This is a genomic window from Peptococcaceae bacterium 1198_IL3148, assembly GCA_036763105.1.
GTDB lineage: Bacteria > Bacillota > Desulfotomaculia > Desulfotomaculales > Desulfohalotomaculaceae > JBAIYS01.
This window is the reverse complement of sequence record JBAIYS010000001.1, coordinates 75662-100073: the sequence shown is the minus strand read 5'-3', so window position 1 is coordinate 100073 and position 24412 is coordinate 75662. Positions and strand designations below refer to the sequence as shown.

At 42.4% G+C, this 24412-nt stretch carries 20 protein-coding genes, 6 tRNA genes and 1 other annotated feature; of the genes, 22 read left to right on the top strand and 4 right to left on the bottom strand.

The genetic code is table 11. The features are described 5' to 3' along the window. The first annotated feature begins 9 nt into the window (after positions 1–9). On the top strand, positions 10–783 hold the full coding sequence (locus V6C27_00530; GenBank protein MEG6614913.1) for a PRC-barrel domain-containing protein: 774 nt from the start codon (positions 10–12) through the stop codon (positions 781–783). Next, complete coding sequence (locus V6C27_00525) at positions 767–2137, top strand: VanW family protein (GenBank protein MEG6614912.1); 1371 nt, start codon at positions 767–769, stop codon at positions 2135–2137. The genes V6C27_00530 and V6C27_00525 overlap by 17 nt, the downstream gene beginning before the upstream one ends. A gap of 38 nt (positions 2138–2175) precedes the next feature. Here V6C27_00525 and V6C27_00520 read toward each other — a convergent pair. Next, positions 2176–2251, bottom strand: a tRNA-Thr gene (locus tag V6C27_00520). A 3-nt stretch (positions 2252–2254) separates the two neighbouring features. Further along, a tRNA-Val gene (locus tag V6C27_00515) sits at positions 2255–2330 on the bottom strand. A 167-nt stretch (positions 2331–2497) separates the two neighbouring features. Here V6C27_00515 and V6C27_00510 point away from each other — a divergent pair. The 4 genes from V6C27_00510 (at position 2498) to V6C27_00495 (ending at position 5483) form a co-directional block, all read left to right on the top strand. After that, positions 2498–3505, top strand: coding sequence for an ABC transporter substrate-binding protein (locus tag V6C27_00510; protein ID MEG6614911.1), 1008 nt, complete (start codon positions 2498–2500; stop codon positions 3503–3505). Then, on the top strand, positions 3506–4270 hold the full coding sequence (locus tag V6C27_00505; protein MEG6614910.1) for an ABC transporter permease: 765 nt from the start codon (positions 3506–3508) through the stop codon (positions 4268–4270). It abuts the gene before it with no gap. Beyond that, positions 4267–5046: an ABC transporter ATP-binding protein gene (locus V6C27_00500; GenBank protein ID MEG6614909.1), complete on the top strand. Its 780-nt coding sequence runs from the start codon at positions 4267–4269 to the stop codon at positions 5044–5046. Before V6C27_00505 ends, V6C27_00500 begins: the two co-directional genes overlap by 4 nt. 134 nt (positions 5047–5180) lie before the next feature. Continuing rightward, entirely contained in the window at positions 5181–5483 is a 303-nt protein-coding gene (locus V6C27_00495) for an alpha/beta-type small acid-soluble spore protein (protein MEG6614908.1), read from the top strand. 83 nt (positions 5484–5566) lie between these two features. Here V6C27_00495 and sigK read toward each other — a convergent pair whose 3' ends face one another. Then, a complete protein-coding gene (gene sigK / locus V6C27_00490; GenBank protein ID MEG6614907.1) occupies positions 5567–6265 on the bottom strand; it encodes an RNA polymerase sporulation sigma factor SigK in 699 nt (232 codons plus the stop codon). 167 nt (positions 6266–6432) lie between these two features. Here sigK and V6C27_00485 point away from each other — a divergent pair, with 167 nt between their 5' ends. From V6C27_00485 to V6C27_00420, 14 genes are all read left to right on the top strand, one after another. Continuing rightward, positions 6433–6645 carry a hypothetical protein gene (locus V6C27_00485; GenBank protein ID MEG6614906.1) on the top strand — a complete coding sequence of 71 codons (213 nt, stop codon included), beginning with the start codon at positions 6433–6435 and terminating at the stop codon, positions 6643–6645. A gap of 75 nt (positions 6646–6720) precedes the next feature. Then, positions 6721–7203: an HIT domain-containing protein gene (locus V6C27_00480; protein MEG6614905.1), complete on the top strand. Its 483-nt coding sequence runs from the start codon at positions 6721–6723 to the stop codon at positions 7201–7203. A 119-nt stretch (positions 7204–7322) separates the two neighbouring features. Then, entirely contained in the window at positions 7323–9035 is a 1713-nt protein-coding gene (locus V6C27_00475; protein ID MEG6614904.1) for a diguanylate cyclase, read from the top strand. 55 nt (positions 9036–9090) lie between these two features. Then, a tRNA-His gene (locus tag V6C27_00470) sits at positions 9091–9167 on the top strand. A 19-nt stretch (positions 9168–9186) separates the two neighbouring features. Next, a tRNA-Gln gene (locus V6C27_00465) sits at positions 9187–9261 on the top strand. Positions 9262–9271: 10 nt separating this feature from the next. Further along, positions 9272–9347 (top strand) — tRNA-Lys (locus tag V6C27_00460). 11 nt (positions 9348–9358) lie between these two features. After that, positions 9359–9443, top strand: a tRNA-Leu gene (locus V6C27_00455). Positions 9444–9726: 283 nt separating this feature from the next. Beyond that, positions 9727–11019 carry a trigger factor gene (gene tig / locus V6C27_00450; protein ID MEG6614903.1) on the top strand — a complete coding sequence of 431 codons (1293 nt, stop codon included), beginning with the start codon at positions 9727–9729 and terminating at the stop codon, positions 11017–11019. Between the two features lie 33 nt (positions 11020–11052). Beyond that, positions 11053–11643 (top strand): ATP-dependent Clp endopeptidase proteolytic subunit ClpP, encoded by a 591-nt coding sequence (clpP, locus tag V6C27_00445; GenBank protein ID MEG6614902.1) that lies wholly within the window; start codon positions 11053–11055, stop codon positions 11641–11643. A 15-nt stretch (positions 11644–11658) separates the two neighbouring features. Further along, positions 11659–12900, top strand: a complete 1242-nt coding sequence (clpX, locus tag V6C27_00440; GenBank protein ID MEG6614901.1) for an ATP-dependent Clp protease ATP-binding subunit ClpX — start codon at positions 11659–11661, stop codon at positions 12898–12900. Positions 12901–13011: 111 nt separating this feature from the next. Continuing rightward, a complete protein-coding gene (lonB, locus tag V6C27_00435; GenBank protein ID MEG6614900.1) occupies positions 13012–14727 on the top strand; it encodes an ATP-dependent protease LonB in 1716 nt (571 codons plus the stop codon). Between the two features lie 202 nt (positions 14728–14929). Next, positions 14930–17344 carry an endopeptidase La gene (lon, locus tag V6C27_00430; protein MEG6614899.1) on the top strand — a complete coding sequence of 805 codons (2415 nt, stop codon included), beginning with the start codon at positions 14930–14932 and terminating at the stop codon, positions 17342–17344. Beyond that, positions 17341–17925, top strand: a complete 585-nt coding sequence (gene yihA / locus V6C27_00425; protein MEG6614898.1) for a ribosome biogenesis GTP-binding protein YihA/YsxC — start codon at positions 17341–17343, stop codon at positions 17923–17925. Before lon ends, yihA begins: the two co-directional genes overlap by 4 nt. Before the next feature lie 91 nt (positions 17926–18016). Continuing rightward, positions 18017–19141: an endospore germination permease gene (locus tag V6C27_00420; GenBank protein MEG6614897.1), complete on the top strand. Its 1125-nt coding sequence runs from the start codon at positions 18017–18019 to the stop codon at positions 19139–19141. A gap of 173 nt (positions 19142–19314) precedes the next feature. On the opposite strand, the gene V6C27_00415 is transcribed toward V6C27_00420, so the two are convergent. Further along, on the bottom strand, positions 19315–20406 hold the full coding sequence (locus tag V6C27_00415) for an ABC transporter substrate-binding protein (GenBank protein ID MEG6614896.1): 1092 nt from the start codon (positions 20404–20406) through the stop codon (positions 19315–19317). A 146-nt stretch (positions 20407–20552) separates the two neighbouring features. On the opposite strand from V6C27_00415, the gene V6C27_00410 reads away from it, so the two are divergent. Both V6C27_00410 and V6C27_00405 read left to right on the top strand, forming a co-directional pair. Further along, positions 20553–20993: a TIGR04086 family membrane protein gene (locus V6C27_00410; GenBank protein ID MEG6614895.1), complete on the top strand. Its 441-nt coding sequence runs from the start codon at positions 20553–20555 to the stop codon at positions 20991–20993. A gap of 407 nt (positions 20994–21400) precedes the next feature. Continuing rightward, positions 21401–21637, top strand: a binding site (T-box leader). A 78-nt stretch (positions 21638–21715) separates the two neighbouring features. Next, entirely contained in the window at positions 21716–24355 is a 2640-nt protein-coding gene (locus tag V6C27_00405; GenBank protein ID MEG6614894.1) for a valine--tRNA ligase, read from the top strand. Positions 24356–24412: the final 57 nt, after the last annotated feature.

The window sequence follows — 24412 nt, the reverse complement described above, 5'->3', positions numbered from 1 at the left end:
GGACACGCTGTGAAAACAAGCAAGGAGATTATTGGCCTGCCGGTTTTTAGCATTGCGGAAGTGTTGAAATTAGGCGAGGTTAAAGACCTGCTAATTAACCCGGAAAATGGTGCAGTAGATTATATTGTAGTGGCGCCCCTAAATACAATTAAAGAAAACGGGCTAATTCCCTTCGCAAATGTAGTCGGAATCGGTGAAGATGCACTAACAGTAAGAACTGAGGACAAAATGATACCATTTTCTACAGATGAAAATGCCTTAATGCTGTTGGATAAAAATGTAAGGGTTATTGGCACTAAGGTGATGACTGAAAAGGGAACCATTACCGGGATCATAAGTGAGCTATTAATAGATGATGAAAATGGTAAAATAGTTGGTTGCCAGTGGGTGCCTAACGGCGAAGAAAGTGCCAGTGGTTATATTCCATCCCAGCATGTAATAACCTTTGGTCGGGATTTAATTATTGTCGATAAGGATTTTAAACAGTACGTTACAGAAACTATTTTACCGGAGGATAACACCTTTAAGCCTGAACCAGAACAGCCTGCCCAACCAAAAATTAGCGATGAGCCAGAATCAGCTAAAAGTGATCCGTTAGAGTTCTTTGCAGACAAACAAAACGAATTTTTAATTGGTAGGAAAGTAACGGCTGATATCATCACAGATGGCGGTGAGGTTATTGCTAAAGAGGGAAGCATTGTAACACCAGAGATAATTGAACAAGCAATAGCTAATGATAAATATATTGATCTAACGTTAAATAACGTTGAAAAAGAAGTTTAATACCCCCGCTTTAATATGGGCACTATTACTTGGGCAATTAATTATTGGTGTTACTGTTGGCACGGCTTCTCTAAAATATAGCTACCAAGACAAAATAATTCCGGGTGTCACCATTAGTGGCGTAGACGTTGGTGGAATGAGGTCGGAGGATGCCCTGGTAAAAATAAAAGATGCATTACCCCAACCTACCCCCACCAGCAACCTGCTGCTTAAAGATCAGGAGGGTAATGGTTGGACGATTCAATACGGGGATGTAGAACTTAGTTATGATTACCAAGGGGCAATATCAGAGGCATACAAATTAAGTAAAAATGCCAACCCGTTGATTGGCATGACAAACTATTATAAATTGATGCAAGGTGACTTTAATTTGCCATTAAAGGTGAAATTTAACGAAGCTGCACTGCGTCAAATATTAGCCCAGCAAAAGGCCACCTATGATATTCAGCCCATTAATGCTAAAATTGCAAATTCTGAAGGAAAAGTGGTATTACTATCGGAAACCCTCGGTAAATTTATTGATATCAATGCCACTGTAGAAAGCTTTGCCAACTTGGATGTCAGAGAACATCAGGTGGAGTTGGTTACTAAAGCCATTGAACCTCAACTGACTGATGAAGATCTAAAGGATATCAATACTCAGTTAAGCATTTATGTCACAGCCTTAGATTCATCAAGCAGTTCAAGAATACATAATATTAAGCTGGCCAGCAATAAAATAGATAACACTTTAATGAAACCGGGAGAAGTATTTTCCCTTAACCAACAACTGGGTCCGCGCATTGAAGCGGAGGGCTATCAAAAGGCCAGCGTGATTGTAGATAATGAGATAGTTGATGATTATGGTGGTGGTGTATGCCAGGTGGCCACCACTTTATATAACGCTGTAAAAGTTGCAGACTTACCTGTGGTTGAACGGCATCGCCACACATTGCCGGTGGATTATGCACCCATTGGAGAAGATGCAACCATTGCTGGGGACATAAAAGATTTTAAGTTTAAAAATGATGGTAAAAAGCCGCTTCTGATTAAAAGTGCGGTGGAAGAAAATAAGTTAACGGTTAGCTTATTTGGCAACAAGGATGATGCCAAGAACGTGCAATATAAGATTGAAACCGAACGCAAATTAATTAAACACGACACTATATATAAAAGTGACAACAGCCTTAAACCCGGAGAAGTAAAGGTCGAAAAACCTGGTCAAGATGGCTACGATATTATTACTTATGAAGTAACCATAATTAACGGTGCCGAGGTTGAGCGCAAACAAATATCAGAACGGCATATCAAACCCGAGACGGCAGTAATTGTTTTACCTGCTGAACAACAAAACATTGATGGATATAAAAAATAAACACCAACCCTTTGGGTTGGTGTTTATTTTATTACAAGTGGAGCCACTGACCGGAATTGAACCGGTGACCTCATCCTTACCAAGGATGCGCTCTACCAACTGAGCCACAGCGGCGTTTGGTGGGCGATGACAGGATCGAACTGCCGACATCCTGCTTGTAAGGCAGGCGCTCTCCCAGCTGAGCTAATCGCCCTTATTGTGGAACGATATTTATCTTAACAGAAAACTATTTGGGGGTCAATGGTTAATTTGACTATTGCAACAAGTTATTATTTTAATAAACTAAATCGCTAATACGGGAAGGTATTATTGTTTTAACGTAGAATCCTTACTAAAGAATTTGTAAGGAGGAATAATATTATGTCGAAAAAACTAATTACCCTTGTTGTAATGCTGTTAATATCTTCACTGTTGCTGATGGGTTGTGGCGGTGAAGATAAAGAAACCACAGCCAATCAGGATCAAGCGGTAGCATTTAAACTGGCCCATGCCACTTGGGTAGGCTATGCCCCACTCTACATTGCCAAAGAGAAGGGATACTTTGAAAAGTACAATATCAACCCGGAACTGGTGCTGATTGAGGATGAATCACAATATGCCAGTGCATTGGCCTCTGGCCAAATTCAAGCTTTAGGTAATGTTCTGGATCGGGAAGTTATCCACTTTGCTAAAGGCACACCAGAAACATTTATATTTGCCATGGATGAATCGGCAGGTGGCGACGGCATAGTAGCTACAAAGGAAATTGCCACCGTAGCAGACCTTAAAGGCGCCACTGTGGGGTTAGATAAGTCATCGACATCATACTTTTTCTTTTTAACGGTGTTGGAGAAGTACGGTTTAAATGAAGAGGATGTAAACATTCAAGAAATGACTGCTGGCGATGCCGGTGCAGCCTTTGTGGCTGGCAAATTGGATGCGGCGGTAACTTGGGAACCGTGGATTACCAATGCGTCCCAAAGGGAAGGCGGTCATGTATTGGTAACCAGCAAAGAAACACCCAGAACCATTGTGGATGTAGTTACCATGCGGTCTGATTTTGTAAAGGAAAATCCCCAAGCGGCTGAAGGTTTAACCAAGGCTTGGTTTGATGCCATTGAATTTTATCGAGCAAACCCTGATGAAGGTAACGAGATTATGGCCCGGGTACTGCAAATAGATAAAGAAGAAGTGGCGGAAATGGCCCAAGGTGTGCAGTTTTTTGGTCAACAAGAAAACCTGGCCTTCTTTAGCAAAGACGGTGACGACACTGTTTATACCACCGCTGAACGGGCCGGTAAGTTTTGGCAACAAAAAGGCATTATTGATAATGAGTTAGATTTGGATGCTTTAATTACCGCAGATTTTGTACAAGAGGTTGCTAAATAAATGTTAAAAGGTCGGTCGCTGTCTTTAATGTCCTTTGCCTTTTTGGCTGCTGCTTGGTGCCTATTGTCCTATGGAGGCATAGTAAAAGAATTGTTTCTCCCCACCCCAGGGGCGGTAATAAAATCCTTAGGCGGCATGCAGCAAGAGGGCATTTTAATAGACTATACTCTGGTCAGTTTGTATCGAGTGCTGGTGGGCTGGGTAATGGCGGTGGTAATTGCTATACCTTTAGGTATTTTAATTGCTACCTCCCAAAGGGCAGAGGCGATATTTGAACCTACAATTGACTTTGCCCGTTATTTACCGGTGGTGGCTTTGGTGCCGCTAACACTGTTGTACTTTGGTATAGGCGACTTACAAAAATTTGTAATTATATTTTTAGGTACTTTCTTTCAATTGGTTTTAATGGTTAGTGATGTGGTGGCTAACGTACCTAGGGATTTAATGCGGGCGGCATCCACTTTGGGTGCCAGCCGATGGCAGACTTATAGATTGGTATTGCTACCGGCTTCATTGCCAGGGATTTTAGATAGCTTGCGCATTACCATGGGTTGGGCGTGGACTTACCTAGTGGTGGCAGAATTGGTGGCGGCCAACTCTGGACTGGGTTATATGATTTTAAAGGCCCAGAGATTTTTAGCTGTGGACCGTATCTTTGCCGGGTTAATCATTATTGGCTTATTAGGCTTACTGACAGATTATCTCTTCAAGTGCTTAGCTAAAGTGCTGGTTCCCTGGAGTGAAAAGGTTGGTGGTAAGGTATGACAAAATTATCTATTCAACAGGTAAGCAAGCTGTTTGGCAATGCCGACAACCAAGTTGAAGCCCTGGCCAGTATTAATCTGGAAGTGGCGGCAAACGAACTGGCGGTAATTGTTGGTCCCAGTGGTTGTGGTAAGTCAACGCTGCTCAACATCGTTGCGGGGCTAGAAACGGCAACCAGCGGTGTGGTTAGCATGAATGGTAAAGAAATTGTGGGACCGGGGGCAGAGCGGGGAATGGTTTTTCAAACCTATACGCTGTTTCCATGGTTAACTGTGCAGAAGAATGTCGAATTTGGTCTCAAGGTAAAGGGTGTTGACCCTGCCGAAAGGGCAAATATTGCTAGGCATTACATTGATTTGGTGGGGCTAAATAGCTTTGCAAATGCTTTGCCAAAGGCATTATCTGGGGGTATGAAACAACGGGTGGCCATTGCCCGGGCTTTGGCCAATAAACCAGAGGTATTGCTAATGGACGAACCCTTTGGCGCGTTAGATGCCCAAACTAGAGTGGTGATGCAAGAACTGTTACTATCGGTGTGGGAGCAAGAACGCACCACCATTTTGTTTATAACCCACGATATTGATGAAGCGGTGCTGCTGGCAGACAATGTCTATGTAATGTCCCGCCGCCCCGGCAAAATTAGAACCAAGATATCGGTGGACATCCCCAGACCCAGGGATCACAGAGTAACTGTTTCCCCACATTTTGCCACAATTAAAAAGGAGATAATGGAAATGTTGTGGGATGAAAGCAAAGACGCTGCGCTACAAAGATAAATGACCGATTTAATCGGTCATTTTTTTGCAAATTTTTTGTTTAATAATTTTAAAAAAATTGGTGATAATAAAAATACAAATTGGGAATAATATAATTTTTTCTTAAAGACCAATAAATGCTAGGGGGGATTATTTTGGCCAAGGATGTAGTTTTAAAGGAATTTGAGCCCACAGAACTACTGAAGATAGTATCTTCTTCAGGCTTGGTGCCCCAAGAATTAAAACCCTACGTTAAACCGGCATTAAATGAGTTCAAGACAGAAATGGCTGCCGAACTGGGAATTGCCGCTTACGATAAAATTGACAAAGGGGATTTACCTAGCAGAATGAATGGTAAAGTTGGTGGTGGCATGACCCAAAAAATGGTGGCCTTTGCCGAAGCGGTTTTGGCTTGGCATTATCGAAACAAAATGCTAACCGAAGGTAAAACTGATTAAACACAGGTTACATTGACGGAGCCAGGCGCCCAACCCAAAGCACGCGGTGCCTAGCTCCAAAATTCCTAATTTAAATTGCTATTTTACGGTGTCAATAATTGAGTTAATCTTTTTAAACCTTTAGTTTCAATGCGGGATACATAAGAGCGGGATATACCCATGTCTTTGGCAATTTTTCTTTGACACCTTGGTTCGGTACCATTTAAGCCGTAACGCTGAATAATTACCGTTCGCTCTTTAGCAGGTAATTTGGCTATTGCCAATTTTAGTCGTTCCATTTCTTGATTGGCCTCAACCTCTTCATACACTATTTCAGAATCGGTGCCTAGACAATTTTCCCAGGTTACTTCGTTGCCTTCCTTATCACAACCAATTGGTTGTTCTAATGAAACCAACAAACTGTCCTTCTGCTTTGACCTAAGACACATTAGTATTTCATTATGAATACAGCGGGATGCGTAAGTTGAAAACTTGGCACGTTCAACATCAAAGGTGTTGATGGCTTTAATTAGACCAATTGTGCCTATGGAGATTAAATCATCGTAGCTTTCCTCGGTCGTTTCCTTATATTTTTTGGCAATATGGGCCACCAAACGCAGGTTTCTTTCCACCAGAACATTAAAAGCTTCCAGATCGCCTGATTGATACTTCTTAAAATAGGCAACTGTTTCTTCGGGGCTAAGGGGCTTTTTAAAACTGTTGTTGACCACATAAGAAATAAAAAAAGTTAACCCGTTGACAATGGATAAACTTAACAAAACAGAGCCCAAGGTAGCTAACATTAAACCCCTCCTTAGGAAATGGTCAGTGATTTATTCTATGTGGGGGTTCATCTAATGTGACTAATTTGTCGAAAAAAATTAATAAAAATTAAGCGCTTGATACTGAAACGGAAAAGCATCTCTTGCCGTCTTAATTACAAGCCCAGAAATTTGGAACGAGGTGTTGTATGTTTAACCCGCTGTATGCAAGGGATTGCTTAACTGATAGGAATGCTAAAGTAATGGATCAAAGAATAATACATAACCATGTGTTAATCCTGCCTGACGGTCGGGAGATATTAATTGACTATTATCATCCTAATCAAGGTGGTAATGGTTGGTTAAAATATCCCTTTGCCCACCTAACTTTTAAAACTATTTCCGAATTGTTGGACAAATAGAGTATTTGTCAGCAGGAAAACACTGGTTGACCTCGAAAGGATAATGTAAAATTTCACAAACGGGAGGTCTAAATAATGGAACGTATTTGGGCACCTTGGCGTACAGTATACATCGGTAAAGATAACGGCTCACAGTGTATTTTTTGCGATAAGCTGGCGTCCACCGCGGATGAAGAGAATTATGTACTCACCCGCGGAGAAAAAGTTTTTGTATTACTAAATATTTACCCCTATAATAATGGTCATCTGTTGGTGGCACCTAAAAGGCATGTGGGGGATATTGCCGATTTGACTGCAGAGGAATCTCTAGAGTTGTTTCAAACCACTCAAAAAATGGTGACTTTGTTGCGCAAAGCCTTTAATCCTGAGGGCTTTAATGTTGGTGTAAATGTCGGTAAAATTGCTGGGGCAGGTATACCAGGGCATTTTCATATTCACATAGTACCCCGCTGGGGTGGAGACACTAATTTTATGCCGGTTATCGGTGATGTTAGGGTAATATCCGAGGGGTTAGAAATGACTTACCAAAAATTAAAAGCAGCGCTGGCCAGCGACTAACCATTAAAGACTCCATCCAAAGGAGTCTTTTAATTTTGATTTAATAAATTTATTGTTTTATTAACAAATTATATTCTATAATTAACAGGATATAACTTTGGCAATAGGTGGTAAATAACATGCTAAAAGTAATTGCACAAGGCAAAATTAGAAACACTCTTCTGTTGGGCCTAGTGATTTTGATTATTGTGCCCACCTTCAGTGCTGTTGGTGTATATTTCCACTCTACAAAGACCAGTATAGAACAACAAACCTATAATTCGCTGGTGGCGGCGTTGGACAAGCAAGTCTATTTTATCAATCACTGGTTTTGGCAGCAGCGGCAATATAGCTTATTGTTAAGTTCTTCAGGAAAAGTTAGCTCTATGGATCCTAAAATTATTGAAGATTACCTAATAAATATTGCTTACACCAACCCAGTGGTTGAAGATCTGGGGGTGGCAGATAAAAATGGCAATGTTATCGCTGGCACTACTCCCAGTGATGGCATCAGTATTAGTGATCGGGAATATTTTAAACAGTCTATTAAAGGTAAAACCTGGATTTCAGATGTGATTACTAACCGCTTTTCAGGGAACCCGGTTATAGTATTTTCAGCTCCTGCATATTACGACCATCAACTGGTGGGTGTACTTTTTTCAGCGGTTTCTTTAGATAGCATTTCCCGGTTGATGCAGAATTTTAATTTAGATCAATGGACAGAAAGCTACTTGGTTAACGCTGATGGTGCCCTAGTGACAGAATCTAAGTATAAAAGCCAACTGGTTAATCAAGGGCTGATTGAAGAAAGTAGCTTGGGTTATAAAGTCAGCAGCTTTGGCATTAAACAAGCACTGGCAGGAAATAGCGGCGCAGATAAATATATCAATTATCTAGGCCGAGAAGTTTACGGAGTATATAGACCCATCAGCACCAACCGGATGGCAATTATAATTGAAAAGGACGCCGATGCTGTACTTAAAAAGGAGATCAGGCAAGCATATTATTCAATCTTTAACACTGGCGTGTTAATAACCTTTATATTCTTGCCGGTGGTGGTGTGGTTATCCCGTCGGTTTGCCAAACCATTAGAGAAATTAGCTACGGCTGCCAAGCAGATAGGTAATGGACACTATGGGTATGTGGTGGACATTCAATCTAACCAAGAAATTAATGAGTTGGTTGCTGCCTTTAATAAAATGTCAATACAAATTAAAGCAATGCACCATCAATTAAATGAACAAATTAAACAATTAAAAACACAACAGCAGGAGATTCAATGTCAAAATGAAGAGTTGGCTGCGTCCCAAGATGAACTAATTGCGGTCAATGAAAAATTAGAGCAGGTGGCCTGCACCGACCCGTTAACACATTTATATAACAGACGGTACCTATTTAAAAAAATGAAACAGTATATTGAAAGTGCCTGTAAAGATAACATTCCGGTTTCGGTAATTTTATTTGATATAGATTACTTTAAAAGGGTGAATGATACCTACGGTCATCAGGTGGGCGATCAGGTGTTGGTGCAATTAACCAGCTTAGTGGCCAAATCCATTAAGGCTGAACATTTACTTGCTAGATTTGGTGGTGAAGAGTTTGTCATTCTATTACCTAATGAAAAATTGGCTGAGTCAGCAAAGTTTGCTGAATACTTGAGAAAACTGGTTGAAGAACACATATTTAAAACCGATGGTGGGGATATTAAAATTACCATTAGCCTTGGTGTAACATGTTTTACTGGCGAGTATTGTAGCATCTATGGAAAAGAATTGGATCGACTATTAAGCGTAGCCGATAACCTACTATATGAGGCTAAGAGATCGGGCCGTAATAAAGTGGTGAGTTCTTAACAAAAAATGTTGACAAATGAGAGCGGCTTTGTTAATATAGTTTTTGCGAGCTGTGGTGGGTATAGCTCAGTTGGTTAGAGCGCCAGATTGTGGCTCTGGAGGCCGTGGGTTCGAGTCCCATTATCCACCCCATTTTAACCTCAAAATTCGCTGGGGTGTCGCCAAGTGGTAAGGCACCGGTTTTTGGCACCGGCATTCGTAGGTTCGAATCCTGCCACCCCAGCCAATTTATATTTGAGCCATTAGCTCAGTTGGTAGAGCACCTGACTTTTAATCAGGGTGTCACTGGTTCGAGTCCAGTATGGCTCACCATCTATAAGCAAGCGGATGTGGCGGAACTGGCAGACGCGCTGGACTTAGGATCCAGTGGTTCACCCCGTGTGGGTTCGACTCCCACCATCCGCACCAAACTTAATTTAAGCCTTCAATTAACAGGTTAGTTAATTGAAGGTTTTTTGCATTTGTTTTTATGATGTAAATCACCACATTGACAACAGTTAACATTTACTAGATAATATCAAACATAGTATAATACTTTAGAATGTAAGTAAAAAACCAGTGAAGGAAATTACCACTTAATGTAGAATTAAACTTGTTATTGTGGTATTTTTTTGGGTACAATAGATAGTGGTGTATTCTATTGGAAAATTTATCTGGTTATAATACATATATTAAGGGGGAGCAGTAGATAATGAAAGCAACTGCAGAAAAGTTAGAAAAGAATGAAGTAAGATTAGAAATACAAGTGGATGGCGAACAATTCTCAAAAGAGATTTATAAGGCATACAAAAAAATTGCCAATCAAGTAAACATCCCAGGATTTCGTAAAGGCAAAGCGCCAAAAATGATTATCGAACAGCGCTTTGGTAAAGAAGCTTTAGTTCAAGAAGCGGTGGAACAAATGTTTCCAACCATTTATAAGGAAGCATTGGAACAAACCAACATCAAGCCCATTGATCAACCACAAGTTGAAGACATACAGGGTAAAGACGGAGAGCCTTTGGTATTAAAATTAAAGGTTGCTGTTCAGCCAGAGGTTAAACTTGGCCAATACAAAGGTTTTGAAATAAACAAACCTTCTGTTGAAGTAACCGAAGAAGACGTACAAAAAGAACTGGAAATGATGCAAAACCGTCATGCTAAGCTCATTAGCGTAGAGGATGGGGCTATTGAAAATGGCGACACTGCCATTATTGATTTTACAGGTTACATTGATGGTGAAGCCTTTGAAGGCGGCAGTGCTGAGGGTTTTTCTCTGGTAATTGGCTCCGGCACCTTTATTCCAGGTTTTGAAGAGCAAATGATAGGTGTCAAAACCGGGGAAGAGAAAGACGTTAATGTTACCTTCCCAGCAGATTACCATGCAGAAGATGTTGCTGGTAAAGAAGCTGTATTCAAAGTAAAGGTTAGTAGCATTAAACGCAAGGAATTGGCTGCTTTAGATGATGAGTTTGCCAAAGATGTAAGTGAATTTGACACCCTGGAAGAATTAAAAGCAGATTTGGTGAATAAGTTAAAGGAAAGAAAGGAAAGTCAAGCTAAAGCAGAAATTACTCGGCAGGCAATTGAAAAAGCCATTGAAAACGCAGAGGTAGAAATCCCAGAAAAAATGGTTAACAACCGCGTTGAAGATATGATTCAAAATATGAGTAACAGACTGAGAACCCAAGGCATAGAGTTAGAACAATACCTAAAATACACCAATTCAGATCTAGACGAGCTGCGCAGCAACATGAAGGGTGATGCAGAAAAAGAAGTGCGTCGCGATCTGGTTTTAGATGAAATTGCTAAAGTAGAAGGTTTATCAGTGAGTGATGAAGAAGTAGATACTGAAATTGCCATGATGGCTCCTCAGTTCCAGCAAGAACCAGCACAACTAAAACTGACCTTAGAATCGGTAGGAGATTTAAATATTATTAAAGAAGATATACTAAGACGTAAAACTATGAGTCATCTTTCTGAAAGTGCCAACATTGTAGAATAGTTTTTAATAAATTATTTTAGGAGGCGAACTCTTGTGTCCCATTTGGTTCCGATTGTAGTTGAGCAAACAAATAGAGGTGAACGGTCATACGATATTTATTCTCGATTGTTGAAAGACCGCATTATCTTTATTGGTGGGGCAATAGATGATACTGTAGCTAATTTGATCATTGCTCAAATGTTGTTCCTGGAAGCAGAAGATCCCGAAAAGGATATTCATTTGTATATCAATTCACCCGGTGGGGTGGTGACTGCTGGCATGGCCATTTACGACACCATGCAGTATATTAAACCTGCAGTATCAACCATATGTCTTGGTCAGGCAGCCAGTATGGGATCATTCCTGTTGGCAGCAGGTGAACCTGGTAAGCGCTATGCGTTACCATATTCCAGAATTATGATTCACCAGCCGCTGGGTGGTGTCCAAGGGCAAGCCACAGATATCGATATTCACGCCCGTGAAATTTTGCGGATGAAAGAGACATTAAATGAATTACTGTCTAAACATACTAGAAAACCACTAAGCGTAATTAGTAAAGATACAGAACGTGATTTCTTTATGTCCGCAGAGCAGGCCAAAGAGTATGGAATCATCGACGAGGTGATCTCAAAACGCAAGAAATAAAAAAGAGGTGAAACAATGTTGAATGAAAAAGGCCAACTAAAATGTTCTTTCTGCGGCAAATTACAAGATCAAGTTAAAAAGCTTGTTGCTGGGCCTGGGGTATACATTTGTGATGAGTGTATTGAGCTCTGCAATGAAATTATAGAAGAAGAACTGAATGAAGATCTTGGTTTGGATATTGGTGAAATACCAAAGCCCCAAGAAATCAGAGAGATTCTAGATCAATATGTTATTGGTCAAGATGAGGCTAAAAAGTCCCTTGCGGTGGCGGTATACAACCATTATAAGCGGATTAATCTTGGTGGCAAAATTGATGATGTAGAGCTGCAAAAGAGCAATATTGTAATGATGGGGCCAACTGGTAGCGGTAAAACACTGCTGGCCCAAACCCTAGCTCGTTTGTTAAATGTGCCTTTTGCCATTGCCGATGCAACCTCTTTAACCGAAGCTGGTTATGTTGGTGAAGATGTTGAAAACATCTTGCTTAAACTTATCCAGGCTGCCGACTATGATGTTGAACGGGCAGAAAAAGGTATTGTTTACATTGACGAAATCGATAAAATTGCTCGTAAGTCCGAAAATCCTTCCATCACCAGAGATGTGTCTGGTGAAGGAGTGCAGCAAGCTTTATTGAAAATTTTAGAAGGAACCGTTGCCAGTGTACCACCACAGGGTGGGCGGAAACACCCACATCAAGAGTTTATCCAACTTGATACTACCAACATCTTATTTATTTGTGGTGGTGCCTTTGATGGTATAGACAAGTTAATTCAAAACCGTACCGGCAAAAAGTCCATGGGCTTTGGTGCAGATATTAAAACCAAACAAGAAAAGAAAATTGGCGAAATTTTAAAGAATGTGCTGCCAGAGGATTTGCTCAAGTATGGCTTAATTCCAGAATTTGTCGGCCGTTTGCCAGTAATTGTTACCTTAGAAGCTCTGGATGAAGATGCATTGGTGCGCATTCTTACTGAGCCTAAAAATGCCCTCACCAAACAATATGATAAATTGTTTGAACTGGATGGGGTGCAATTAGAAATTCAGCCAGAGGCGTTGCAAGCAGTGGCTAAAGAGGCCATTAAACGTAACACCGGTGCCCGGGGTTTGCGTGCCATTCTGGAGGAGGTAATGTTGGACATTATGTACGACATTCCATCCAGAACTGATATTAAGAAAGTAGTAATCACTAAGGATTGCATTTTAAAAAAGGAAGCCCCGATTATTATTTCGGCAAAGAAAAAAGAAGAATCAGCATAAAAAAGTCGCGTTCATAGAACGCGACTTTTTTGCGTGTCGTTAAATGGATAATTTTTGCAGAGTTTAGTAATACTACCTGGTATAAAGTCTGTAGAGGAGGATTTAAAGTAAATGGATGGATTTGGCGGCTTAGGTAGTATTTTTATGTTTACTCAATTCTTTTTTGCCATAGTAATTGGTCTATATTTTTGGAACCTGTTAAAAACCCAGCAAGGAAATAAAAATGCAGTGGAGCGGGAATCCCGTAAAGAACTGGAAAAATTGCAACGTATGCGGTCCATTGCTTTAACAGAACCACTGGCAGAAAAGACGCGGCCCACCAAGTTTCAAGAAATTATTGGGCAGGACGAGGGTTTAAAGTCTTTGCGGGCGGCATTGTGTGGACCTAACCCACAACATGTAATTATTTATGGGCCACCGGGTGTTGGCAAAACTGCTGCTGCACGCATAGTATTAGAAGAGGCTAAAAATAATAGTCAATCCCCATTCAAAGAAAATGCTAAATTTGTTGAAGTTGATGCCTGTACTGCACGATTTGATGAGCGGGGTATTGCCGACCCTTTGATTGGTTCGGTGCACGACCCTATTTATCAGGGAGCCGGGGCTATGGGAATGGCCGGTATTCCTCAACCCAAAGCCGGTGCTGTTACCAAGGCCCATGGCGGCATGCTGTTTATTGATGAAATAGGTGAATTACATCCCATCCAAATGAATAAGCTTTTAAAGGTGCTGGAAGATAGAAAAGTGATTTTAGAAAGTGCATACTATAGTTCTGAAGATACCAATATCCCGCAACATATTCATGATATTTTTCAAAATGGTTTACCTGCTGATTTTCGGATGGTGGGTGCCACCACGCGCACTCCCGAAGAAATACCACCAGCCATTCGTTCCCGTTGTTTGGAAATATTTTTTCGGCCGCTATTAAGCGAGGAAATTGGTATAATTGCCAAAAATGCAGCTAATAAAATAAATATCCCCATGCAATCGGAGGCACTGGATGTTCTTAAACGTTATGCCACCAATGGCCGGGAAGCGGTGAACATTATTCAGTTGGCCGCAGGTATCGCCATTGGAGAGCAACGAAAAGAAATTAGTGTTGCCGATGTGGAATGGGTGGTGAACAGCGGCCGATACACCCCGCGAATGGAGAAAAAGATTGCTGCCACTCCCCAGGTGGGTGTAGTCAATGGGCTGGCGGTTTACGGCCCCAATTTAGGCATGATATTAGAGGTGGAGGCCACTGCAATTCCAGCCACCAAAGGATTAGGCAAAATTATTATTACCGGCATGGTAGAACAAGAAGAAATGGGGGGGGGAGGGCGAACATTAAAACGAAAGAGTACTGCCATGGGATCAGCGGAAAATGTTTTAACAGTATTGCGTCGGGTGATGGGGGTAGATTATCGCGACTATGACCTACATATCAACTTTCCCAGTGGTGTACCTGTGGATGGCCCCTCGGCTGGAGTAACCATTGCCACTGCTGTCTATTCTGCCATTACTGGCATTCCGGTGGATAACAAAGTGGCGATGACCGGCGAGCTGTCCATTCGAGGCATGGTCAAACCGGTGGGCGGGGTAGTGGCTAAAGTTCAGGCAGCTCAAGTGGCTGGAGCGTCTAAAGTATACATTCCAGCTGAAAACAATCAAAAATTATTTTCTGAAATTGCAGGAATTGAAGTTGTACCAGTGGAGAAACTAGAAGAAGTGATCAGTGGATCACTTCTTTACCAAGTTAGTTTGGATAAACAAAGTAATCTTAACAATCCAGTTGAGGTATTGACTGCCACAGTTTCTCCGTTGATGAGCAGTCAGAAACTATAAAAACAAAAACAATGGGTGATGGGTAATGGTGGGGTTGTATTTTTTAAGATTATCTCTATAATAATCAATAAACCCAGCTCATGCTGGGTTTATCTATGTTTTAGCATTTATTGTATGGATGGCTAATTTTGATTATGATAGAATAATCCTATCTTACATAAGTTTAATAAGCACTGAACGCTAGTGCTGGGAGGTGCAGGACATGAATTCAATTGAAAAAGTATTGCCAATGTTGCCCTTACGAGGTATTTTGGTTTTCCCTTATATGGTGATTCACCTCGACGTGGGACGGGAAAAATCTGTTCAGGCCATAGAAGAAGCAATGATTCAGGAACGCCATATCTTCCTGGCCACGCAAAAAGAGGCCCAAACCGATGATCCAACAGAAGAAGATATTTATACTGTTGGTACAGTGGCGGAAGTAAAACAGTTGCTAAAGCTACCAGGCGGTACCATTAGGGTGCTGGTGGAGGGCATTGCCAGGGCAAAGATTCTGGATTATGAGGAACAGGAGCCCTTCTTTAAAGTGCGGCTGGAACAGTACGATGAAGAAGTGACCAAAGACAGTGAAATTGAAGCTTTAATGCGCAATCTTGTCTACCAGTTTGAGCAATATGTAAAACTGTCTAAAAAGATTCCACCGGAGACTGTGGTGTCGGTGGTTAACCTAGAAGAACCAGGTAGATTGGCTGATGTGGTGGCATCTCATTTGACTTTGCGCATTGAAGACAAACAGCGGCTGTTAGAAGCAATTGATATTGTAACCCGTTTGGAAAAACTGTGTACCATTGTGGCTAAAGAATTGGAAATAGTTGAATTAGAGCGCAAAATTAACATTCGTGTGCGCAAGCAGATGGAAAAGAATCAAAAAGAGTATTACCTGCGGGAACAGATGAAGGCCATTCAAAAAGAATTGGGGGACAAAGACGACCGCACTGCCGAAGCAGAAGAACTGCGGGAGCGGATTGCTAAAACTAAACTGCCTAAAGATGTGGAAGAAAAGGCTTTAAAAGAAGTGGATCGACTGGAAAAAATGCCTCCCATGGCGGCAGAGGCAGCAGTGGTGCGCAACTATGTAGAATGGTTGTTGGCGGTGCCCTTTAGCAAAACCACTAAAGACCGCATAGACATTAAAAAGGCCGAAGAAATTTTAGATGCTGACCATTATGGTTTAAGAAAACCAAAGGAAAGAATTATTGAATATTTGGCCATTCGCAAGCTGGCCAAAAAAATGAAGGGACCCATTTTATGTTTGGTGGGCCCCCCAGGGGTAGGGAAAACTTCCCTTGGCCGATCGGTGGCCAGAGCCCTTGAAAGAAAATTTGTGCGTATATCCCTCGGCGGAGTGAGGGATGAGGCAGAGATCCGAGGCCACCGCCGCACTTATGTGGGGGCAATGCCTGGGCGCATTATGCAAGGAATGAAACAAGTTGGCACTAAAAACCCGGTATTTCTGCTTGATGAAATAGACAAAATGAGTAATGACTTCCGGGGTGACCCTTCTTCAGCGCTGCTAGAAGTGCTAGATCCCGAGCAAAATAGTACCTTTTCGGATCACTATATTGAAGTGCCCTTTGATTTGTCTAATGTTATGTTCATTACTACAGCTAACAACATGTACAGCATCCCGCGGCCACTGTTGGATAGAATGGAGATCATTAATCTCTCTGGTTACACCGAAGAAGAGAAAGTGCAAATTGCCACGCGGCATCTGTTGCCTAAACAACTAAAAGAACACGGATTGCCAGAGGGCTCAACCCAGATTTCTGAAAATACCATTCGTAAGGTTATCCAAGGATATACCAGAGAATCTGGAGTACGCAACCTAGAGCGCAATATAGCCAGTTTGTGTAGAAAGGCCGCCAAACAGATTGTTGAAGACAAAAACAAAAAAGTAAAAATTACACCCCAGAACCTGCAGAAATACCTGGGTATCCCCAAGTTTAGCTATAACATGGCCGAAAAAACAGACGAAGTTGGTGTGGTCACCGGCTTAGCTTGGACCGAGGTTGGTGGGGATACATTGAGTGTTGAAGTTACCACTTACCCTGGTCATGGCAAACTGACGCTGACCGGTAAGCTGGGTGATGTGATGAAGGAATCGGCCCAGGCGGCGTATAGTTATGTGCGCAGTCGGGCGGTGCAGTTAAATATTAATCCCGAGTTTTTTGATAAATATGATGTGCATGTGCATGTCCCGGAAGGGGCTATTCCTAAGGATGGTCCTTCGGCAGGTATTACCATGGCCACCGCTTTGGCCTCTGCCATTACCAAGCGCAAAGTGCGCTGGGACGTAGCCATGACCGGAGAGATTACGTTGCGGGGGAAAGTGTTGCCGGTGGGTGGTCTTAAAGAGAAGGTGTTGGCTGCTAAACGGGCAGGCATTAAAACTCTGGTAATGTCCAAAGAAAACAAAAAGGATATAGCTGAGGTTCCTAACAGCGTTAAAGGCAAGTTAGAATTTAAGTTTGTAGACCATATGGATAGAGTTTTGGAAATTGCTTTACTGCCACCAGAAACCAACGTGCAAGACGAATCCAGCGAACCGGATTTGTCATATGAGCCCCCTCACCAGCCAGAGGAAATTCAGCAAGGGAGTTCTGTAATACCCTCATGAAAATAAAAACAGCAGCATTTGTTACCAGTGCAGTGGAACTTAAAGGTTGTCCAGACGTAGATCTGCCAGAAGTAGCCTTCTCTGGTAGATCTAATGTCGGCAAGTCATCACTGTTAAATAAGCTGGTTAATCGTAGAAAGTTAGCCCGCACTAGCCGCGAGCCTGGTCGTACACAACTGATTAACTTTTTTATTGTTAATGATAGTTTTCATTTGGTGGATCTACCAGGGTATGGCTACGCCAAGGTTCCCCAAAGGGTCAGAGAAAGTTGGGGCAAGATGGTGCAAAGTTATTTAGAAAAACGTGAAAATTTGCGGGGAGTGGTTCAACTGGTGGATGTCCGGCATGATCCCACCAAGCAAGACCTGCAAATGTATCAATGGCTGTGCCATTATAATGTACCAACGGTAATTGCCATGACCAAAATTGATAAACTGTCAAAAAGCCAACTCATAAAGCAACAGGCCCAGATTAAAAAAGTACTACAACTGCAGCCTCGGCATCAGTTGATAGCCACTTCATCCGAAACTGGAGCTGGGCGAGAAGAATTACTGCAAATAATCGAAGAGTGGGTATACTAAAGGACGCTTTTAATAAAGCGTCCTTTTGAATTTTATAGTTAAAGTTGGAAAATACTATGCAAGGATGAAAGAATATGCCAGGAGTGACTTTATGTCTCGTTCAATGGATGTGTTTACCTTAGATCCCGGTAAAATATCTGCCCGCCAGTTATTGTTTATTATCATCACTGTAATTATTTCCACCGCAGATGTTTTTTTACCAGCAATTGTGGCTGCCATTGCCGGCAGGGACGCCTGGATTTCAATAATTATTGCCACAGCGGAGGCTTTAGTGGTGGCAGCGGTGGCGCTGGCTTTGGCTAACAGATTCCCGCAAAAAAATCTAATTCAAATAATACAAATTGTGTTGGGCAAGTGGTTAGGTTGGGTAACGGCCTTTGTATTTTTATTTTTTTACTTTGTTGTGCTCACCGGTAACAGCGTTGCTCAAATTAGTGTGATTATGAAAGTAGCTTTTATGGGGAGCACCCCACTAAGTGTTTTTGTTATTTTAATGATATTAATTGCTGCCTATGCAGTAAACCAGGGCATTGAAGTGATTGCCCGGGTAACAGAATTATTGCTACCATTGGGGATCGGTTTGCTCTTTTTAGTGGGTTTTTTGCTTATACCGCGGTTAGAAATGGAAAATTATTTTCCTATTATGACCGAGGGCATTGGTCCAATTTTTAACGGCGCCACTAGATTGTTATCCTTTTTAGCAGAAGCGATAATTATTTTAATGTTGGCTCCCTACTTAAATGAACCTAAAAGGTTGGGCAGCACACTCATTTGGTCAATATTGTTGTTGGGTGGCTTTATGTTTATTGGGGTATTGGCCATTGGTGTGTTTGGAGTGCAACAAACTTCAATTATGACTTTCCCGGCTTTAGAAATGGTCCGCAGAATTGAAATTGGTCAATACTTTGAACATTTAGATGCCATTATTGTTACCATATGGGTCAGTGGTATCTATCTAAAAGTGGTGGTGCTATATTACATCAGTTGCATTGGTTTGGCCCAATTAACTGGCTGTCAGAGTTATCGCTCTTTAGTTATCCCGCTGGGGGTCTTTGTTTCCGCATTGTCATTGTCCTGGACATACGATATTAACAGCTTAATTAATGTTATAACAAACAGTTGGCCTAGCGAGGCATTGTTATTCCAATTTTTAATACCACTAATATTGTTAGTAATTGCGGCAGTAAGGGGATTAAAAGATGAGAGAGAGCAATGATACAAGGGCAATTATGAATTAAACCATGGTATCATTCTGAGTTTAAATCGTAGGGGGCGGTTTCCACGCCGCCCCGCCCAAATTAATATGGATTTGTTTTGCGGTCAGGCTGTGGAAGCCTGCCCTATACTGCATGTAATAACGAATGACATTTTATTCCTATGCTTGGTAGCCTATGAAAACAAACTCTTAATGTACCGCCAATTTAATCCCGGCTTAGGCTTTTGTTTATCCTCCGGCACATAATGCACCGTTCTGACCGCCCTTTGGGCGTAGTGATTGGTTACCGCTTTACTGTAAGAACTTTTGTTAACTAATTCTCCGGAACTTTCAATGGCTGTATACAGGTTATCATAACTGACTTTATCAATGATTGGATTGTCGCTCCACAAGTCAATATTTTTATACCTTTTTATAATGGCTATTAGCAAATCCCGCTCATAATCCGGAAAATAATCGGCAACGAGATTGGCCATTTCCTCCACGCTATGATACATCATCCATTGTTGGGTTTTGTGCAAGCCATTAACTAGTCCTTGCACCACTGTGGTTTTGCTGTCTAAATATTGCGGGTTGGCCATGTATACTGCCGCTGGCATATTGCCAGCATCGTTACCCAAAGAGGCCACTACCTTTCCCATCTGCTGGTTTTCCAGTAATGTGGCATTTGGTTCATCTACAACTATAAAACTGCCACTGCCGGACTTAAAGGCACCGGGGCGCAATTCTATGGGTAAATTTTCAATTACATTGCAGTGCCAGTTGGGGGCAATTTCATGCTGCCTCAGAATATATTCCAATATCAGACTGGTGTCTTCGGTGGGATAGCCAGAGATAATGGTACGGTTTTTGACATCGGTCCATTGAAAATTTTCATTGGTTTCTCTAGCTATAAAAAAGGAACCGTCCTTTTGGGTGATCTCAGCAAAGGCCTTAGGGGAATTAACCCCTTTGATGGGGTCAGCTAAAATTACTTGGCCAGGTCCAGCTATAATGACATCGGCTTTGCCCTCATCTAAAATATTGTGGGCGGTCTCACCCGGGGGCACTGTTTTTAGTTGTACATCAATATTTTGTTCCGCAAAGAATCCCAACTCCATAGCTAGGTAGTGGGGTAAAAACAGAATATTTCTTCTCTCTTCCAGCACCCGGACGACGGGAATTTTTTTTTCTGGTTCAGAATCCTTGGTCAGCATATATTTGGTTAATACCAACCCGCTAACAGCAATTAAAAAAATTGCCAACCAGATTAGTTTTTTATTCACCTTTGCTCCCCCTCACTTTTTGGAAATATCCTCATATAATTCTATTAATTAGTTAATATTTAATGATTATTTTTTAGGTTGTCCGCATAAAAACTATACTGTTGCATACTTATATAGAGAAAGTTTCCAGTAACTAGGAGGTAATTATGAAACGGTTAACATTTCTTAGCTGGTCTGCACCAATTAAAGGGCAAAAAAATGTTTATCCCGGGGCAGTTTTATTGGGGGTAACCTGGTCCATCTGTATCAGTATTGCAGTGGTGTTAGCGCTGGGTGTGTATATAATGGTTACGGCGGCGCCAGTTTATCACTTGACCACCATTATTTTTATTAGCGTAGTGATCAGTTCGCTGTTAGGGGCAATGATTTGTGGTGCAGTGGCAAATAAACAGGGTATGAGGCATGGGCTACTGGTGGGGAGCTTGTATGCCTTGTGCTTTGCCGCAGTGTCGGTGTATTTGGGTGTGTATACCCTAGAACTGGGTCTGTTGCTGGCTATATTACCGCTAATAATGGCCGGGGTAATTGGTGGTATTTTAGGAGTGAACCTACCCAGCACCCGAAGAATGAAAAGAAGGGCAGTTTAAACGCTGTTATGCCGGTGTCTTTTGCTTGGTTTAATTTTTGTTTTGTTGTTGAGATATAGGTTGCGTTTAAAAACCCGTCACCTGCTGCCCGCTCACTTTTGGGATAGTTTTGCAGACCTCACCAAGCTCATTCGGCTGTCTACGGCAGGGTTCCCGGCAGATTCGTCTTCCATGACTCAGCTGCCAGTGGCGCACGTCCTATGCGCCACCCTGCCTCCGACCTGACATGCAAGGGCAAAAGCCACCTATCTTGCGGTGCCTGATTTCAGCTGTTGGAATAAAGTTGACGTACCCACAACAATTTGCCCAGGCTGGTGTCTGGCTCCGTTAAGCAACTTTTGCTATGTTCAACGAAGAAGTTGACAGTTTAGCTCAAAATCAGTAATATAGTGGGTGAAAACTATATTCTTAATGCGTTGAAGGGGAGGGTTTGCGAACCCTTGGGCTGGCAGAGAGGGAAATTCTTGGCTGAAAAATTTCCTGCCCAAAACGTAAACTGTCGCCCCGGAGCAGTTGAGCTGAACTAAAACTGGTGGTAGTAGGTTCAACCGGGTATGCCCGATATAGCTATATTGAGGGTCGGTTATGTGAATGTAACCGGAATCAAGGTGGTACCGCGAAATAAAGCTCTTTTCGTCCTTGTTTGTTCGAAAGGGGCTTTTTTGTATTTAACGCTAAATGTAGATGAAATGTAATAATTTTTGAAAAACAGGAGGTCAAAAATGTCACAGGAATTAAACAAAGTTTACAATCCCCGGGAAGTTGAGGACAAATGGTACCAACACTGGGAAGAAAGTAAGTATTTTAAAGCAGAGGTGGATACCAAAAGGCAGCCCTTCTGTATTGTAATGCCACCACCAAACGTCACTGGACAATTGCACATGGGACATGCCCTAGATAACACATTGCAGGACATCCTTACCCGTTGGCGTCGCATGCAAGGCTATAATGCTTTATGGTTGCCTGGAACCGATCACGCTGGTATTGCTACCCAGGCGAAGGTGGAGGAGCAACTGAAAGAAGAAGGCACCAACAAGTATGAGGTGGGCCGTGAAAAGTTTTTAGAACGGGTATGGGATTGGAAAGAGCAGTACGGAAACCGCATTACCACTCAATTGCGCAAACTGGGTGCCTCCTGTGATTGGAACCGGGAACGGTTCACTATGGATGACGGTTGTTCTGCAGCGGTGCAGGAAGTATTTATTAAGCTGTACAACGAAGGCTTGATTTATCGGGGCAACTATATTACCAACTGGTGCCCTCATTGTAGTACCACCATCTCTGACATTGAAGTGGAACACAAAGATCAGCCCGGACACCTGTATCACTTTAAGTATCCTTTTAAAGATAATCCAGAGGAGTACATTGTCATTGCCACCACCAGACCGGAAACAATGCTTGGTGACGTGGCGGTGGCGGTACACCCCGAAGATGAACGTTACCAACATTTGATTGGCCGTACCTTGGTGCTGCCGCTGGTTGGTAGAGAAATGCCGATCATTGCGGATGATTATGTGGATCCATCCTTTGGTACCGGTTGTGTAAAAATAACGCCAGCCCACGACCCCAATGACTTTGAAATGGGTAAACGTCATAACTTGGAAGAAATTCAAGTAATCGATAAAGATGGCCGGATGAATGCAATGGCGGGAGAAAAATATCGGGGTATGGATCGGTATCAGTGCCGCAAGCAGATTGTTAAAGATTTGGAAGCCAGCGGTGCACTGTTAAAGGTAGATGATCACGATCACGCGGTGGGCCATTGCTATCGCTGTGACACTGTAATTGAGCCGATGCTTTCTAAACAGTGGTTTGTTAAAATGCAACCTTTGGCAGAACCAGCCATTGCCGCCGCCAAAAATGGAGATGTGCGCTTTATACCAGAGCGGTTCACTAAAATTTATTTGAACTGGATGGAAAACATTCGGGATTGGTGTATTTCTCGGCAGCTATGGTGGGGTCACCGGATTCCGGTGTATTACTGTCAAGACTGTGGTGAAATGGTGGCAGCAAAGGAAGCGCCGGCCCAGTGTGGCAAGTGCGGTGGTCAAATGGAGCAGGACCCCGACGTATTGGATACCTGGTTCTCATCAGCGCTGTGGCCCTTTTCCACTTTAGGTTGGCCAGAACAAACTGAGGAATTAAAACATTTTTACCCCACCAGTGTGCTGGTCACCGGTAGAGATATTATCTTTTTCTGGGTGGCCCGGATGATTTTCTCTGGCCTGCACAACATGAAAGAAGTGCCCTTTAAAGAAGTGTTTATTCACGGCTTAGTTTTGGATGCCCAAGGACGGAAAATGAGTAAATCATTGGGTAACGGTGTAGACCCATTGGAAGTAATTGAAACCCACGGTGCCGATAGCCTGCGCTTTATGCTGGTAACCGGTAACACCCCCGGCAATGATTTGCGTTTCCACTTTGAACGCTTAGATGGCGCCCGCAACTTTGCCAACAAATTGTGGAACGCATCTCGCTTTGCGCTGATGAACTTAGAAGATTACGATAACAATGCCGCAGGGGGAGAATTAACACTGGCTGATCGCTGGATATTGAGTCGTTATCACCAAGCTATCAGCGAAGTGACAGATTACCTGGGACGTTATGAATTGGGTGAGGCTGCCCGGGTGATTTATGAATTCAGCTGGAGCGAATTGTGTGACTGGTACATTGAACTGGTTAAACCCAGACTGTACGGCAAAACCACCCCAGAGGATCGGGTCACCGCCCAACAGGTACTGGTAACAGTATTAAGGGGTACCACGGAATTATTGCATCCATTTATGCCCTTTATCACTGAGGAAATTTGGCAACATTTGCCCCACCAGGGTGAAACCATCATGCTGCAACAATGGCCACAGTACAACCCAGAACTGCGTGACCCAGATGTGGAAAATGCCATGGAATTGCTGATGGAGGTAATTACCGAAGTAAGAAGAATTAGGGGCGAAATGCAAGTGCCACCAAGTAAAGTAGCAGAGGTAATTTTAGCCACCGCCGATGAAAACAGTCAAGCAGTACTACAACAAAATGCCAGTTACATTGCAGATTTAGCTAAGGCCGAGGTCACTGTAACAGACCAATTGGCTGAAAAGCCTGATCAAGCAGCGGTGGGCATTGCCAAAGGGATAGAAGTGGTGGTACCGCTAAAGGGCTTAATTGATATCGATAAAGAAATTGCCCGTTTAAACAAGGACTTGACCAACATTGAAAAGGATTTGCAGCGGGTACAGGGTAAACTAAACAACCAAGGCTTCCTGGCCAAAGCCCCGGCAGAGGTAATAGAAAAGGAAAAAGCCAAGCAGCAAGAACTAACCAACAAGAAAAACGCTTTAACCGAACGGCTAGAAATGCTTAAGTAGCAAGCCATTCAAAATTCATAATCCTAATTCATAAGACACGGGACCTGTCCCCTTGTC